The following is a 14,527-nucleotide window of genomic DNA, read 5'->3' as shown; positions in this document are numbered from 1 at the left end:
GGTTGTTCTCCTCAGCTCGTGACAGCGAAGTTGTCGACAGAATCGGCGTTCTCGGCGTTGACCAGAATGCAGTCCACCGACTGCTTCTCGGGCTGGCTCGCCTGGCCGGTCCTGATGTAGGAGTCCGCCTGCTCGACCGCCATCTCGGCGATCTGGCTGGCCGGCTGCAGCACGGTGGCCTTGATCTTCTCGCTCTTGATCGACTCGACCACGTCCGGGCTGCCGTCGAAGCCGACCACGATGACGTCGTCGCGACCGGCCGCGTCCAGGGCCGCCTGGGCGCCGAGGGCCATCGTGTCGTTACCCGCGATGATGCCCTTGATCTTGGGGTTGGCCTGCAGGATGGTCTGGGTCTTGCTGAGCGCCTCGGCCTGGTCCCAGTTGGCCGTCTGCTGCGCCACCATCTCCAGGTCGGGGAACTGATCGAGGACGTCGTGGTAGCCCTTCGAGCGCACCCCGGCGTTGGTGTCGGTCTCCTTGCCGAGCAGTTCGGCGTACTGCCCCTTGCCCTCCATCTCCTCGGCGAACAGCTGGCCGCCGAGCGCGGCGCCCTGGGCGTTGTTGGAGACGATCTGGGCCACCGCAATCCCGGTGGAGTTGATCTCGCGGTCGATCAGGAACGAGGGAACGCCGGCGTCCTTGGCCCGCTGGACGGCGGTTTCGGTGGCGTCGGCCCCGGCGTTGTCCAGGATGATCGCGCCGGCCTTGCGCGAGATCGCGGTGTCGATCGCCTGGCTCTGCTTGGTCGGGTCGTCGTCGTGGCTGATCACCAGCGTCTCGTAGCCCAGTTCCTTGGCCTTGGCGTCGGCCGCCACCTGCTCGGCCTTGAAGAAGACGTTGTCGGGGGAGGGGGTGATGATCACGATCAGGTTCGACTTGGCTTCCGAGGCACCGGCGTCGGAACCGTCGGAGCCTTCGGAGTCCGAACCACAGGCACTGAGGACGAGGGTGGCGGCCAGGGCGATCGGCAGGAGGTGTTTGAGAGCCATGGGACGGGTCCTTTCGCGTCTTTGCGATGAAGGGATCAGGCAGCGCGTTCGGCCAGGGAGGCTTCCAGACGCTGTTGGGCAGTTGCGGTGATGACAGCGAAGACGATGACGGCGCCCTTGACCACGGACTGCCAGAAGGTCGAGACCCCGACCAGCACCAGCCCGTCGGCCAGGAAGCCGATGACGAAGGCGCCGAGCACGGTGCCGACGATGGTGCCGCGCCCGCCGGACAATGCCGTGCCGCCGAGAACCGCCGCGGCGATGGCGTTCAGCTCGTAGGTGGTGGCGGTGTCCGGGTAGGCCGCGCCGAGCTCGGAAGTGAGCAGCAGCCCGGCCAGCGCGGCACAGGCACCGCTGATCGCGTACACCGCAACCTTGATCCGGTTGACCCGGATGCCGGCCAGTTCGGCCGCCCGCTCGTTACCGCCCACGGCGTAGACCTGACGGCCGAAGGGGGTGCGGGTGGTGACCACGATCGCCGCGGCCGCCACCAGGACCATGATCCAGACCGCCACCGGAATGCCCAGCCAGCGGTCCACGCCGATGATGTGGAAGCCGGTGTTGCCGCGCTCGGGCGTGCCGGCCAGGTTCGGGAAGGTGCCACCCTCGCTGCGAAGCTGAGCGAAACCACGGGCCACGTAGAGCATTCCCAGCGTGGCGATGAACGGGGCCACTTTGAACCGGGTGACGAGTACGCCGTTCACCCAGCCGACCACGCAGCCCACCAGCACCCCGGCCAGGATCACCATGCCGACCGACAGGAACAGCGTGCCCTCGCCCGGCAGGGCCAGGCCGGAGAACAGCAGCCCGCCGCAGATCATGCTGGCCAGGCCCGCGATCGAGCCCACCGACAGGTCGATGCCGCCGGTCAGGATCACGAACGTGACGCCGATCGCCAGGATCGCGTTGATCGCCACGTGCTTGGTCATCACGATCAGGTTGCTGGAGCTGAGGTATTCGCCGGACATGGTGCCGAACAGGATCATCAGGATCACCAGGACGACCACGGTGCGGCCCTTGAGCAGCAGCAGGGCGGCCCGGGCGAGGTTGCCGGGCGGGCGTTTCGGGGCCGGCCCGGTCGTCGCGGGCGGCGTGGCGACGTCGGTGTCGCTCATTCTTCGACCTCCATAGCCGGTTTCGATGCGGAGGCCGCGACCAGCGCCTCTTCGGTGAGCTCGTCCGCGTCGAACTCGGCGGTGATCCGGCCGGCGGCCATCACCAGCACCCGGTCGGCGATGGCCATCACCTCGGCCAGTTCGGACGAGATGAACAGGACGCCGAACCCGGCCTGGGCCAGCCCGGCCATCAGGTCGGCGATCTGGCTCTTGGCGCCCACGTCCACGCCCCGGGTGGGCTCGTCGAGCAGCAGCACCACCGGGTCGGTGAGCATCGCCCGGGCCAGCACCACCTTCTGCTGGTTGCCCCCGCTGAGCGAGGTGATCGCCAGAGCGAGATCGCCCACCTTGATGGCCAGTTCGTCGACCTTGCGCTGGGCCGTCTGCCGTTGCGCCCCGCGCCGGAACAGCCCGCCCCGGGTCAGCCGGTTCAGGGTGGACAGGACGATGTTGTCGCGCACCGACATGGTCTGGACCAGGCCGTCGCGCTGCCGGTCTTCCGGTACCAGAGCCAGCCCCGCGGCCAGCCGGGCCCTGACCGTCCCGGCCGGCTCCACGCGTCCTTTGACCGCCACCGTGCCCGAAGCCGTTTTCCGCAGGCCCATCAGGGCTTCCATCAGCTCGGTGCGCCCGGCTCCCATCAGGCCGTAGATCCCGACCACCTCACCGGCCCGGACCTGGAGGCTCACGTCGTCGACCAGCGCCCGGGTGGGCCCGGCCACGGTGAGACCATCCACCGAGAGCAGGGTTTCGCCGGTCTCGGAGCGGTTACGGGTGAACAGGCTGTCCGGATCGCGGCCGACCATCTGCCGCACGATCCAGGCGGTGTCGGTGCGATCCATCCGCTCGTGCGCCACCAGCCGGCCGTCCCGCAGAACCGTGACGTGGTCGCCGATCCGGCGGAACTCGTCCAGCTTGTGCGAGATGTAGATGATCGTCACGTCGTCGGCCAGCAGGTCGCCGATCACCGTGAACAGGATGTCCACCTCGTGGTTGGACAAGGCCGAGGTGGGCTCGTCCATGATCAGGATGCGCACGTCCTCCAGCAGCACCCGGGCGATCTCGACGAGTTGCTGCTGGCCGATCGGGAGTTCGCCGACCAGCCGGTCCGGGTCCAGGTGGCTCTGGCCGAGCCGGGCCAGCACCTCCTTCGAGCGGCCGCGCTGGGTCTGCAGATCGCTGAACCCGCGCTGGCGCAGTTCCCGCCCGGCGAAAAGGTTCTCGGCGATCGAGAGGTTGGGGAAGAGGCTGAGCTCCTGGTGGATGATGCCGATGCCGTGCGCCATCGCCGTGCGCGGGCTGTCGATCTGGACCGCCTCGCCCTCGAGCCGGATGGTGCCCGAGCTCGGCCGCTCGGCCCCGCAGAGGATCTTCATCAGTGTGGACTTGCCCGCGCCGTTCTCCCCGACCAGCACGTTGACCTTGCCGCGGTGGGCGGTGAAGGTGACGTCGCGCAGGGCGTGCACCCCGCCGTAGTTCTTGCTCACGCCCTCTGCGGTGAGCATCAGCTCACCTCGAGCGTGACCGGGACGATCATCACCGTGCCCGGGACCAGTGCGGAGAAGGCGCCGCTGAAGGAGACTTTCGCTCCTTCGAGCGCTCCCCGGTCTTCGGGCAACTGCTTGAGGACGTCGGTGCGCACCCGGTCGTTCAGCTTCGTCGCCACATCGGCGTAGTCGAGTTGATTGTTGAATTCGCTGAAGCTGATGAAGCCGACTGCGTCGCGCAGCGCGGTACCGGCGATCACCGTGCCGGTCCCGATGCTGACTTCCTCGTCAACGCCGTCCAGTTGCACGGTGAGGGGAGCGGTCGGGCTCTCGGCGTCCACCTCGGTGACCGTGCCCGTGCCCTTGATCAGGAACGAGAACGGGCTGCCGACTCCGGGACGGTTGCCGTACTGCTCGCCGGCCGCCTCGGGATCGTCCGCGATCGCCGGGAGGAGAGTCGACGCGTCCGTTGCTTGTTCTTGCACTGCCGGAAGCACTTTGGAGTCCCACGCGGCCTCGACGTAGGCGGCCGGATCGAACGTCTGGCTGCTGGCCGCGGCCTGCGCGTCGCTCTTGCTCTCGATCGTGTAGATGCCGGGCACCTGCGAGCAGGCACTCAGAAGGCCGAGCAACAGCACCCCGGTGGCGGGGCGCAGCCATGGATGAATATCCATTCGACGTTGATTGGACATGGCTCGATGATGTGGCGCCGGTGCTGCTGCTGTCAATGGTCGATTTGACATCCCCTGGACGGGTTCGGATGCGGGCGCGACGTGGCATACTGCATAGCTCGCCGCTGTCGAATAGATATGTGCAGACATGACTGACGCGCCGTCCCGCCGCCCCGGCCCTGCCGGTCCGGTCCTGCCCGCCGGCCAGATCAGGCTGCTCACCAAGGTCGCCCGGATGTACCACGAGCGCGGCCTGCGTCAGCCCGAAATTGCCGCCCAGCTGCATATTTCGCAGCCACGGGTGTCCCGGCTGCTGAAGAAGGCGGTCGAGCTGGGCATCGTGCGCACCATCGTGATCTCACCGCGCGGGGTGTACGCCGACATGGAGGAAGCGGTCGAGCAGAAGTACGGCCTGAGCGAGGTGGTGGTGGCCGACACCGGCGACGAGACCGAGGAAGAACGCATCCTGCCCGCCCTGGCCTCGACCGCCGCGGTCTACCTGGAGACCACGCTGATGGGCGGCGAACGGGTGGGCATCTCGTCCTGGAGTTCGACCCTGCTGGCCACGGTGGAGGCGATGCAGCCCCGCCCGGCCCGCACCACCGAAGAGGTGGTGCAGGTGCTCGGCGGCATGGGCGTGGTCACCGCCCAGGCCACCGCCACCCGCCTGACCGGCCGCCTGGCTCAGATGACCGGGGGCAACGCCGTCTACCTACCCGCTCCTGGTCTGGTTGCATCGTCCGCCACCCGCGACGGTCTGGTCGCCGACCAGGCCATCGCCGACGTGCTCCGCGCCTGGGAACACCTCACCCTGCTGCTCGCCGGCATCGGCAGCCTCGAACCCTCACCCCTGCTGCGCCAGAGCGGAAACGCCATCGCCGAGACCGAAACCGCTCACCTGCGGCGCCTCGGCGCAGTCGGCGACGTCTGCCTACGCTTTTTCGACGCCCACGGCGAGCACATCACCACCCCCTTCGAGGACCGCCTGATCGGTATCGGCGCCGACGTACTGCGCCGGGTGCCCCGCCGCGTCGGCGTCGCCGGCGGCGACCGCAAGTACAACGCCATCCGTGCATCGCTCCAGGGCGGCTGGGTCAACGTCCTGATCACCGACCACCGCGTAGCCGAACGCCTGGCTGCCGAAGGCTAAATCGCCGTTACCTGAACGCCGGTAGCTTCGATCGCCTCGAGTTGTTCCGGCTCGGCGCCGGTGTCGGTGACCACGTCGTCCACCTCGGCCAGTGGGCTGATCCGGGCGAAGGTGACCTTGCCGAGCTTGGAGGAGTCGGCGATCACCACGCTGCGGCGGGCCCGGCGCAGGAAGGCCAGGTCGGTCTGGGCTTCCATCTCGTCGTAGGTGGTGCAGCCCTCGTCCGGGGTGAGTCCGTCCACTCCGACGAAGGCGATGTCCAGGTGGTAGTTCGAGAGCATGGTCTCCGCGGCCGGACCCACGAGTTCTCTTGAGGTGCGCAGGATTCCACCGATCACCACGATGCGCAGGCCCGAGTTTCCGGCCAGTTCCTCAGCCAGGTCGATGGCGTTGGTGACGATGGTGACGCCGCGCCGGCGGGCCAGGGCGCGGGCCACTTCCAGTGCGGTCGAGCCGCCGGTCAGCCCGACCACGGCGCCGTCGGGGACCAGCGCGGCCGCAGCGGCACCGATGCGCTTCTTCTCCGCCTGGAAGCGCGGGGCCTTCAGCCGGGACGGCAGTTCGTCGCCGATGTCGTTGGACATCGCCCCGCCCCGGGTGCGCACCAGCATCCGGTTCTCGGCCAGCGCCTGCAGGTCGCGGCGCACCGTGGCCCCCGAGACACCCAGCGAGGTGGCCAGCTCGAGCACGTCGACGCTGCCGTCGGTGCGCACCTGGTCGAGGATCGCGCTCAGCCGTTCCGCTCTCCGCACCTTTTCACCCTAACCAATCTGCGCATTGGACTGCTCATTTGCGCATCCCACTGCTCGTAACAGGAATGTTCGATTCCGTCATTGACGCTGGTTGAGCCCAAATCGTACGGTTCAGTTCACCAACTGCGCAGTTCTGCGCAGGGAAAATCGAGAACTGCTCACTTTCGCGCACGCCATCCTTCGAGGAGCGTCATGCCGAGGACCAGAAGCAGCAAGCTCATCGCGGCCCTGGGCCTGACCGCGGCCCTGGTGGCGGCCGGCTGCGGAGCCCCCAGCGTCGGCAACAAGAACGCCTCGGACCAGACCAGCGGGGTCACGATCAACGTGGTGCTGGCCGCCGAACCTCCACCCAAGGCGCTGCTGGCCGAGTTCACCGAGGAAACCGGGATCACGGTGAACTGGACCAACCTGGACTGGGACAGCCTGCAGACCAAGATCTCTGCCGCGGCGGCCGCCAACACCTACTTCGCCGACGCCACCAACGTGGACTGGTCGCGGGTCGGGCAGCTGGGCAAGCTCGGCTGGTTCACCCCGATGGAGACCTTCCTGGACACCGCGGCAATGAAGGACGATGTCCCGCAGCTTGCGTCGTTCACCAGCGACGGGCACGTGGTCGGGATTCCGTACGACGCCTCGTTCATGGTCACGACGGTCAACCGGGCCATGTTCGAGAAGGCCGGGATCGGTGAGATGCCACGAACCATGGACGATTACACCGACGATCTGCGCAGGATCAAGCAGGCCGGGGTGGTCGAGTACCCGCTGAACATCCCGTTCGCCGCCGCCGAGGGCCTGTCCACCTACTGGTACGAGACCACCGCCGCATTCGGCGGGACCGTGCTCGACGCCGAGGGGAATCCGCAGTTCAAGGAGCCCGGTTCGGCCGGATTCCAGGCGGCGCAGTGGATGATCGGTGCGCTCAAAGAAGGTCTCGTCCCGCCCGGAAACATCAACGTGACGGACTCTCAGGGGCAGCAGACGCTGATGGCCACCGGTCAGGTGGCGAGCACGTTCTCGGACTACTCCGGAACCGTGGGAACGATTTACGACGTCGAGGGCTCGTCCAAGGTCGCCGGTGATGTGGAGTATCTGCCCACGCCGGGCGTGACCGGTCCGGCGGCGAACCTGTCCAACCCCGATGCGGTGGGTATTCCGAAGCAGGCCAAATACCCTGACGCCGCAGCCAAGTTCATCGACTGGTTCGCCAGTGCTGAGACCCAGGCCGCGTTCTCCGGGCTGGACGGCCCGGAGAAGATCTACGAGGCCTACCCCCTGCCGTCGCACGTCTCCGCGGTCGATCGTATGGTGAACGCCGACAAGCTGGCGGGCGGCGCCGAACTGGTCACCATGCTGGAAGGTTCCCAGCCGGTGTTCGAAGGCGGCGCTCCGACCTGGTACCCGAAGTTCTCGAACGCGGTCTACACCAGCCTGCACGCGGCGGCGACCGGATCGATGAGTGTGGAGCAGGCGGTCGGCACGATCGCCGAGGCGGCCGAGGATCTGGCCGGTGCTGCATGACGGCGGTCCTGGCTCCCAAGGCGACAGTTCAATCGTCCCCAAGCAGGTTTGATGTTCTGCCCTACCTGATGGTCGCGCCGGTGACCTTGTTCATCGCCGGGTTGGCCCTGCTGCCTGCGGTTTTCGCGGTGGTGCAGTCGTTCTTCATTGTCGACGCCCTGGACCCACCGATGCGGTGGGCGGGTCTGAGCAACTTCACCGGGCTCTTCGGGGATGCGGCCGTGCGTTCCAGCATGGCCAATACCGGCCTCTACGTGCTCATCGGGGTCACGCTGTCGACGCTGCTGGGGACCGCCGCGGCGGTGCTCCTGCAAAGGCCGTTCCGCGGGCGGAGTCTGGTGATCGCGGTGATGATCCTGCCCTGGGCGCTGCCCGGCGTGGTCGAGGGCATTCTCTGGCAGGGCATCTTCGAGCCGAACTCCGGTCTGATCAGCGCGGTCCTGCAGCTGTTCGGGGCCGACGGCGGTCTGCTGCTCGGCCAGAACCGGCTGCTGACCATCGGCCTGATCGAGCTGGTCCAGGTCTGGCAGATCACCCCGCTGTCCGCCCTGCTGATCCTGGCCGCGCTGCAACTGATCCCGGACGAGCTGTACGAGGCCGCACAACTCGACGGCTGCTCGCCCTGGGCCGCCTTCCGCCGGATCACCCTGCCGCTGGCCCGGCCCGGAATCGCCGTCGCCATGGTGCAGGCCGTGATCGCCACCCTGAACGTGTTCGACCAGCCCTACGTGCTCAACGGGGCCGCCTCGACCGGTGCCTCGGTGACCATGCAGACCTACTTCGTCAGTTTCCAGAACCTCGACTTCGGAGCCGGTTACGCCCTCACCCTGCTGATCACGCTGGCCACCCTGGCGATCTCAATGGCCGTGGTGCGGCTGGTCTACCGAAAGGTGGAGATGTGAAGCCGGCCCGCCGCATCGGTCTGGCCCTGCTGCTGCTCTGGTCACTCGTCCCGATCTACTGGGCGGTGCGCACCAGCCTGCAGACCGAGTCCGACGCCCGGGCCACACCGGTGCAGTTCCTGCCGTTGAACCCGACTTTGGAGAACTATCGCACCCTGTTGACCGGCGACGGCGAAGTACCGGCCCAGATCCGCCGCTCGGCCTGGAACATCGTGATCGAGTGCGGCGCCGCCACCGTCGTGACCGTGCTGCTGGCCACCCTGGCGGCCTACGCCTTCGCCCGGATGCGGTTCCGCGGCCGAAAGGTGATCTTCTACACCGTTCTGGCCACCATGACGCTACCGGCCTACACCACCCTGATCCCGCTCTACCGGATCATGAGCCAGTTCTCCCTGGTCAACACCTACACCGGGATCGTGCTGGTCTACGTCTCCGGATTCCTGCCGCTGGCCACCTGGGTCCTGTACAACTACTTCTCCAGCATGCCGGTCAGCCTGGAGGAAGCCGCGACCGTCGACGGAGCGGGCCGGCTGCAGGTGCTCTGGCACATCGTCCTCCCGCTCGCCCGTCCCGGAATCATCTCCACCGCGCTGATCACCTTCCTCTTCGCCTGGGCGCAGTTCCTGTTCCCGCTGGTGCTTTCCAGCGACCTGTCCACCCAGCCCCTCACCGTCGTGATCGCTGGTCTGCAAGGACGCCACGTGGTCCCGGTGACCCTGCTCGATGCGGCCGGCGTGCTGGCCATCGTCGTCCCGGTCGTCCTGGCCCTGACCTTCAACCGCTACATCGTCAACGGCCTGCTGGCCGGCAGTACCCGCTGAGAGGAAGCCATGAGCAACACCTCAATCGTTCTGATCGGAGCCGGAAGCACGGTTTTCACGCCGGGCCTGATGAACGACCTGGCCGAGTCCCGCACTTTCGACGGCTGGACGGTGCATCTGGTCGATCTGGTGGAGGATGCGGCCGAGACGATGGCCCGGGTCGGCCGCCGGATCGCCAAGGAGAAGGGTGCGGACCTGACGTTCGTGCCGCACACCGACCGGCGAGAGGCTCTTCCCGGGGCCCGGTTCGTGACCACGACGATCGCGGTGGGCGGGGCGGAGGGCTGGCATCACGATCTGGAAGTGCCTGCGCGATACGGCATCGCCCAGACGGTGGGGGACAGTGTGGGCCCGGGCGGAGTTCTGCGGGCCTTGCGTCATGTTCCGGAACTGGTTGCCATTGCGGAAGACATTGCCGAGTTGGCCCCTTCCGCGCTGCTGGTGAACTACACGAACCCACTCACCGCAAACGTCCGTTCGATCACTGCTACTACTCCGGTTCAGACGGTCGGGCTGTGCCACGGCACCATGCACACCCTGGCCAAGATCGGCGCCGATCTGGGAGTTCCGGCCGGTGAGATATCCGCGACCTTCGCCGGGCTGAACCACCTGTGCTGGTTGCTCGACCTGCGCCAGGGGCCGCTCGATGTGTATCCGCGGCTGCGTGAGGCGGTGGCTGCGCAGGCGGGGGACCGGGATGCTCCCTCGACCAATGAAGAAGGCGTCCATCTTCCCGTTTCGGCCGATCTCCTGCGAACTTTCGGCCGGTACCCGGCCCCGGGCGATCGCCATGTCTCTGAGTTCTTCGGGCATTACCTGGGAGCGGACGGTGATCATCTGCCCTGGGGGCTGCAGGGTGGTCGGGACGACACGATTCGCTATATCGACGAGAAGAACGACCTCTGGGACCGGTTGCACGCTCAGGCCGACGGTTCGCAGCCGCTGGCGCCGGTGGACGACCAGGAGGCCGAGCGGCTGGTGGCGATCTGCGAAGCCGTCGTGACCGGTCGCGAGCACGTCGAGCTGGCGGTGAACCTGCCCAACGCGGGCAAGATTCCCAACCTTCCGCCCGAGGCCGTGGTCGAAGTTCCGGCGGTGGTCGGGGCCTCGGGCATTACCGGGCTCGGGGTGGGCGCTCTGCCGGCCGGTATTGCGGCCGTGCTGACCGCCCGGGCGCAGCAGCAGGAAATCACTGTGCAGGCGGCACTCAGCGGCTCCCGGGAACTGGCGTTGCAGGCGCTGGTGCTGGATCCGCTGGTCCCGGGTCTTGCGGTGGCCGAGTCGATTCTGGACGATGCGAGTAATGCGCATGGCGCGGCAATGGACCGGTTCCGGCGGGCAGCCGGGGAATGAGGGTTTTTCGTGGGTGCGGTCTTTCTCGGTGTTGATGGCGGCGGTACCAAGACGGCGTTCTGTCTGCTTTCGGCCGAGGGTGCGGTGCTGGCTTCTTACGAGACGACCACGTCCTATCACCCGGGGCGCCCCGATCGGGTCGAGCAGGTGCTGGCCGAGGGTATTGGTGAAGTGACTTCCGCGGCCGGGATCTCGGAGATTTCCCACGGCTTCTTCGGATTGGCCGGATACGGCGAGATCAGTTCCGATGTGCCCTTGCTCGACGCCATTCCGAAAGGGCTGATCGGGCACGAAAGATACACCTGCGACAACGATGTGGTCTGCAGCTGGGCTGGTTCGCTGGGCGGCGCCGACGGTATCAGCGTGGTCAGCGGCACCGGATCGATCGCCTACGGCCGGCACGACGGCGTGGGTCTGCGGGTCGGCGGCTGGGGTGAGGGATTCGGGGACGAGGGGTCTGGCCACTGGCTCGGAGTTGGTGCGCTGCAGTTGTTCTCGAAGATGAGCGACGGACGCTTGGCGCCCGGGCCGCTGCTGGGCATCCTTCGCGATCACCTGGGTTTGGGTACAGACCTGGACGCGGTGGACGTCGTGATCAACCAATGGCAGCGTGACCGCACCCCGATCGCTGCGCTCTCCCGGCCACTGGTCACGGCCGCACGGGCTGGAGACACGGCCGCGGCTGCGCTGTTGACGGCTGCGGGGGAGGAATTGGCCCAGCTGGTCGAGGTTCTGGGACGACGTCTGGCCTTCGCCGCGCCGGTTCCGGTGTCCTACTCGGGCGGGATCTTCGCGGTGCCCGAGGTGCTGGACTCCTTCGCGCGCAGCCTGGGTGAGCGATTCGACCTACGTGAGCCGTTGTCCAGCCCGGTGGTGGGTGCTGCGCTGCATGCGGCCCGCCTGGCGGGTGCACCGGTGAGTGCCATCCCGGCGATTGGTTGATTTGTCTTGCGGTGAGCTAGGGTTGGTCGCATCTCATTCAGGGCTTTCGGGGGGAAGCTGATGAAGCGACAGGCTCTTCTGGCAGTGGTCGGCGCCATCGTGTTCTTGGTAGCCGCACAAGGAACGGCTTCGGTCCGGACCGTCTCGGTGCCTGCGAGCGCGGTGGCCGTGGCCGTCCCGGTGCCGCTCTCTACCGCTGACTCCCCAGCATCCGATGGCCCCACGACTTCTCTGCAAGCCGTCGCCTTTCGCCCCATCGACACCGGCAACCGTGCCGCCGTTCGCCAGGCCGTCCTGAAGCGTCTGCGCCCCGCCCTGGCCACCCCGGTCAAGTGGAACGGCTCCACCACCGACTGCGTAGCCGGCCGCCCCTCCACCGCCACCCAGACCGCCACCCTCAAGACCGTCAACTTCTTCCGGGCGATGGGCCAACTCACCCCGGTTACCTTCGATGCCAAGCTGTCGGCCAAGGCCCAGAAGGCCGCCCTGATGATGGACGCGGAGAACTCCCTGAGCCACGCCCCACCCACATCCTGGCCCTGCTACAGCGCCGAAGGTGCTGATGCGGCCGGCCACTCCAACCTCTGTCTCAGCTGCACCGGCGCCGAGTCGGTGGCCCAGTACCTCGCAGACCCGGGCCCGAACAACACAGAGGCCGGCCACCGTCGCTGGCTGTTGTACCCGTTCGTGAAGAAGATGGGCAGCGGCATCACCTCCGGCGCCAGCGCCCTGTGGGTCATCCCCAGTCGGCCGGCCAAGGTCAAGAGCCCGGCCTGGGTCTCCTGGCCCACCCCCGGCTACTTCCCCAACGAGCTCGATCCGGGCGGCCGCTGGTCCCTCAGCGCCTCGAACGACAAGATCGACTTCGCCCGCGCCAAGGTCACCGTCCGCATCGCCGGCGGCGCCAGGCTCAAGGTGTGCCAATACAAACCCACCGTGCACGGCCGGCCCGACTACGGCACCCCGGCCCTGGTCTGGGAGGTGGCCGACTTCGCCCTGCCCACCGGCGTGCGATCGCGACGGCTGGACGTGACCGTGAGCGGCATCCGAACCTGGAACAAGGCCGACACCGCGCTGACCAAGAAGAAGATCACCCGCAAGTACTCGGTGCGCTACTTCAACGCCGACGTGGCCTGACCGGCCAGCCGCTCGAGCTGGACCGGCGACAGCGGACGGCGGTACACCGCCTGCAGCACCCGGTCCCGGGCCTGGTCGTCGGCCGAATCAGCCAGCGCGGCCCACCAGTCCAGACCGGCCGGGTAGGACCAGAGGTAGGAACGCAGCAGGGGATTCGCGCTGCGCTCGGTCAACGTGTCGCTGATCGTCGCGTCGGTCCAGTACGGCACCCGGGCCCGCGCATGGTTGGCGCACTCGATCAGCGGCACGCCCGCGTTCACCGCCAGGTGCAGCTCGCCCCGCACCAGTTGCAGATAATGCGCCAGCCGCACCCGGGCCACCAGCGCGGCGTCGGACGGCGTCACGAACAGCGGTAGCGCCTGGGCCAGTCCTTCCAGCATGAACTGGTAGGGCAGGTTCACCGACATCAGTCGCACCCAGGGCACATCCGGGTCCTCGGCGCAGACCTGCGTGTACGAGGCGTACTGCAGCGCGTGTCCCAGCAGTTCATGCAGGGCGAACTGCCGCACCTGAACCATGGTGAACGTGGCGTAGCGCTGGTTGATCCGCAGCCGCACGTCCTGACCGGCGCCGTCCAGCCAGTAGGCCCAGAAGTCGTCCACGTCGTCCGGCTGCACCCGCACCGAGTACTTCGCGGTGCTCCGGACCAGCTCCCGCACAACCGGTTCCAGCGATCTTGCCGCCGCCGGGATCAGCTCGGCCGCTTCTTCCCCCGTGATCGGTTGTTCCAGCGCCAGCAGGTCCCGGTTCAGGTCGCGGCCCCAGCGCACCCCTAAACCCTCAAGCGCCTTCACCGCCAGATCACGCACCTGCAGAATGTGCTCCTCCGGCCACCCCTCGGCATCGCAGCCCTGGGTGTCGCGCAGATACGTGTACAGCGGATCGCGACGCCCGAGCAGTGCTCCGGCATAAGCCCGGTGCGCCCGGATCACCTCGCCGATCTGCCGCGCGCCCGAACCGATTTCCGCCGCCGTCGCACGCAGTCGGGTGAGCTCCTGGTACACCTCCAACCGGCTCTCGACCGGCCGATACCGCCGAGGGGCCCGATCCGGCGAGCAGTCGAAGTCGATCACCGGCCGCCCGCCCCGGTCCACCTCGTAGACGTGCCAGCGCCGGATCAGGGCCTCGACCTGATCCCGCAACTCCTGAACCTCACCCATCCGACTCAGGCTATCCTCGCGAACCATCCCAAACCACCCGCTCACCGCCTGCCCCAATCCGAACCTCGCCAGCGCCTTGTCCCTGCTGCCGGGATTGTGGGTGCAAGGGCTGGTCGGGTCCTGCGGGAGTGGGGCGGAGGGCTGGAGTGCTTGGGTTTCACTGGTGCCTTGTCCCGCCGCCCGGGCATTGCGGGTGCAAAGGCTGGCCCGGTCCGGCGAGAGCTCAGCGGAGGTCAGGAACACTTGGGGTTTCACCAGCGACCGTCCTGCCGCCCGATTCTGCGGGTGCAGAGACTGGTCAGGTCCGGCGGGAACTCGGCGGAGGGCAGGAACACTAGGGGTTTCACCAGCGGCTGTCCCGCGTTCCGCCGCCCGGTATCGCGGGTGAAACGGCTGGTTAGGTCCGGCGGGAGCTCGGCGGAGGGCAGGAACACTAGGGGTTTCACCAGCGGCTGTCCCGCGTTCCGCCGCCCGGTATCGCGGGTGAAACGGCTGGTTAGGTCCGGCGGGAGCGGTGCGGAGGGCGGGGG

General features: G+C 67.7%; 13 protein-coding genes. 7 read left to right on the top strand and 6 right to left on the bottom strand.

Annotated elements, in window-relative coordinates; genetic code table 11:
- Positions 1 to 11: 11 nt before the first annotated feature.
- From LR394_RS21185 to LR394_RS21170, 4 genes are read right to left on the bottom strand one after another with little or no spacing between them, the layout of a single operon-like run.
- A complete protein-coding gene (locus LR394_RS21185; RefSeq protein WP_231444598.1) occupies positions 12 to 989 on the bottom strand; it encodes a D-ribose ABC transporter substrate-binding protein in 978 nt (325 codons plus the stop codon).
- Positions 990 to 1,024: 35 nt separating this feature from the next.
- Positions 1,025 to 2,104: an ABC transporter permease gene (locus tag LR394_RS21180; protein ID WP_231444596.1), complete on the bottom strand. Its 1,080-nt coding sequence runs from the start codon at positions 2,102 to 2,104 to the stop codon at positions 1,025 to 1,027.
- Complete coding sequence (locus LR394_RS21175; protein WP_231444594.1) at positions 2,101 to 3,609, bottom strand: sugar ABC transporter ATP-binding protein; 1,509 nt, start codon at positions 3,607 to 3,609, stop codon at positions 2,101 to 2,103. Before LR394_RS21175 ends, LR394_RS21180 begins: the two co-directional genes overlap by 4 nt.
- Positions 3,609 to 4,283: a DUF2291 family protein gene (locus tag LR394_RS21170; protein ID WP_231444592.1), complete on the bottom strand. Its 675-nt coding sequence runs from the start codon at positions 4,281 to 4,283 to the stop codon at positions 3,609 to 3,611. The genes LR394_RS21175 and LR394_RS21170 overlap by 1 nt, the downstream gene beginning before the upstream one ends.
- Positions 4,284 to 4,410: 127 nt before the next feature.
- On the opposite strand from LR394_RS21170, the gene LR394_RS21165 reads away from it, so the two are divergent.
- Positions 4,411 to 5,412 (top strand): sugar-binding transcriptional regulator, encoded by a 1,002-nt coding sequence (locus tag LR394_RS21165; RefSeq protein WP_231444589.1) that lies wholly within the window; start codon positions 4,411 to 4,413, stop codon positions 5,410 to 5,412.
- Here the strand turns inward: LR394_RS21165 and LR394_RS21160 are convergent.
- Complete coding sequence (locus tag LR394_RS21160; RefSeq protein ID WP_231444587.1) at positions 5,409 to 6,164, bottom strand: DeoR/GlpR family DNA-binding transcription regulator; 756 nt, start codon at positions 6,162 to 6,164, stop codon at positions 5,409 to 5,411. The genes LR394_RS21165 and LR394_RS21160 overlap by 4 nt on opposite strands.
- A gap of 192 nt (positions 6,165 to 6,356) precedes the next feature.
- Between LR394_RS21160 and LR394_RS21155 the strand changes: the two genes are divergently transcribed.
- The 6 genes from LR394_RS21155 (at position 6,357) to LR394_RS21130 (ending at position 12,837) form a co-directional block, all read left to right on the top strand.
- A complete protein-coding gene (locus tag LR394_RS21155; RefSeq protein ID WP_231444585.1) occupies positions 6,357 to 7,682 on the top strand; it encodes an ABC transporter substrate-binding protein in 1,326 nt (441 codons plus the stop codon).
- Between the two features lie 80 nt (positions 7,683 to 7,762).
- Positions 7,763 to 8,584, top strand: a complete 822-nt coding sequence (locus LR394_RS21150; RefSeq protein ID WP_231444583.1) for a carbohydrate ABC transporter permease — start codon at positions 7,763 to 7,765, stop codon at positions 8,582 to 8,584.
- Positions 8,581 to 9,405 carry a carbohydrate ABC transporter permease gene (locus tag LR394_RS21145; protein ID WP_231444581.1) on the top strand — a complete coding sequence of 275 codons (825 nt, stop codon included), beginning with the start codon at positions 8,581 to 8,583 and terminating at the stop codon, positions 9,403 to 9,405. The genes LR394_RS21150 and LR394_RS21145 overlap by 4 nt, the downstream gene beginning before the upstream one ends.
- Positions 9,406 to 9,414: 9 nt before the next feature.
- The gene (locus tag LR394_RS21140) at positions 9,415 to 10,758 is read left to right on the top strand and encodes a family 4 glycosyl hydrolase (protein ID WP_231444579.1); all 1,344 of its coding nucleotides are present in this window, start codon (positions 9,415 to 9,417) and stop codon (positions 10,756 to 10,758) included.
- Positions 10,759 to 10,767: 9 nt separating this feature from the next.
- Entirely contained in the window at positions 10,768 to 11,700 is a 933-nt protein-coding gene (locus LR394_RS21135; RefSeq protein WP_231444577.1) for an N-acetylglucosamine kinase, read from the top strand.
- A 60-nt stretch (positions 11,701 to 11,760) separates the two neighbouring features.
- Positions 11,761 to 12,837 carry a CAP domain-containing protein gene (locus LR394_RS21130; RefSeq protein ID WP_231444575.1) on the top strand — a complete coding sequence of 359 codons (1,077 nt, stop codon included), beginning with the start codon at positions 11,761 to 11,763 and terminating at the stop codon, positions 12,835 to 12,837.
- On the opposite strand, the gene LR394_RS21125 is transcribed toward LR394_RS21130, so the two are convergent.
- The gene (locus tag LR394_RS21125) at positions 12,813 to 13,997 is read right to left on the bottom strand and encodes a hypothetical protein (protein WP_231444574.1); all 1,185 of its coding nucleotides are present in this window, start codon (positions 13,995 to 13,997) and stop codon (positions 12,813 to 12,815) included. The two genes, LR394_RS21130 and LR394_RS21125, sit on opposite strands and share 25 nt — an antisense overlap.
- Positions 13,998 to 14,527 lie beyond the last annotated feature (530 nt).

It is taken from the genome of Kineosporia babensis, from assembly GCF_021129305.1.
Lineage (GTDB): Bacteria > Actinomycetota > Actinomycetes > Actinomycetales > Kineosporiaceae > Kineosporia > Kineosporia babensis.
Note: the sequence above shows the minus strand (reverse complement) of the source record. Positions and strands in the feature narration are given on the sequence as shown.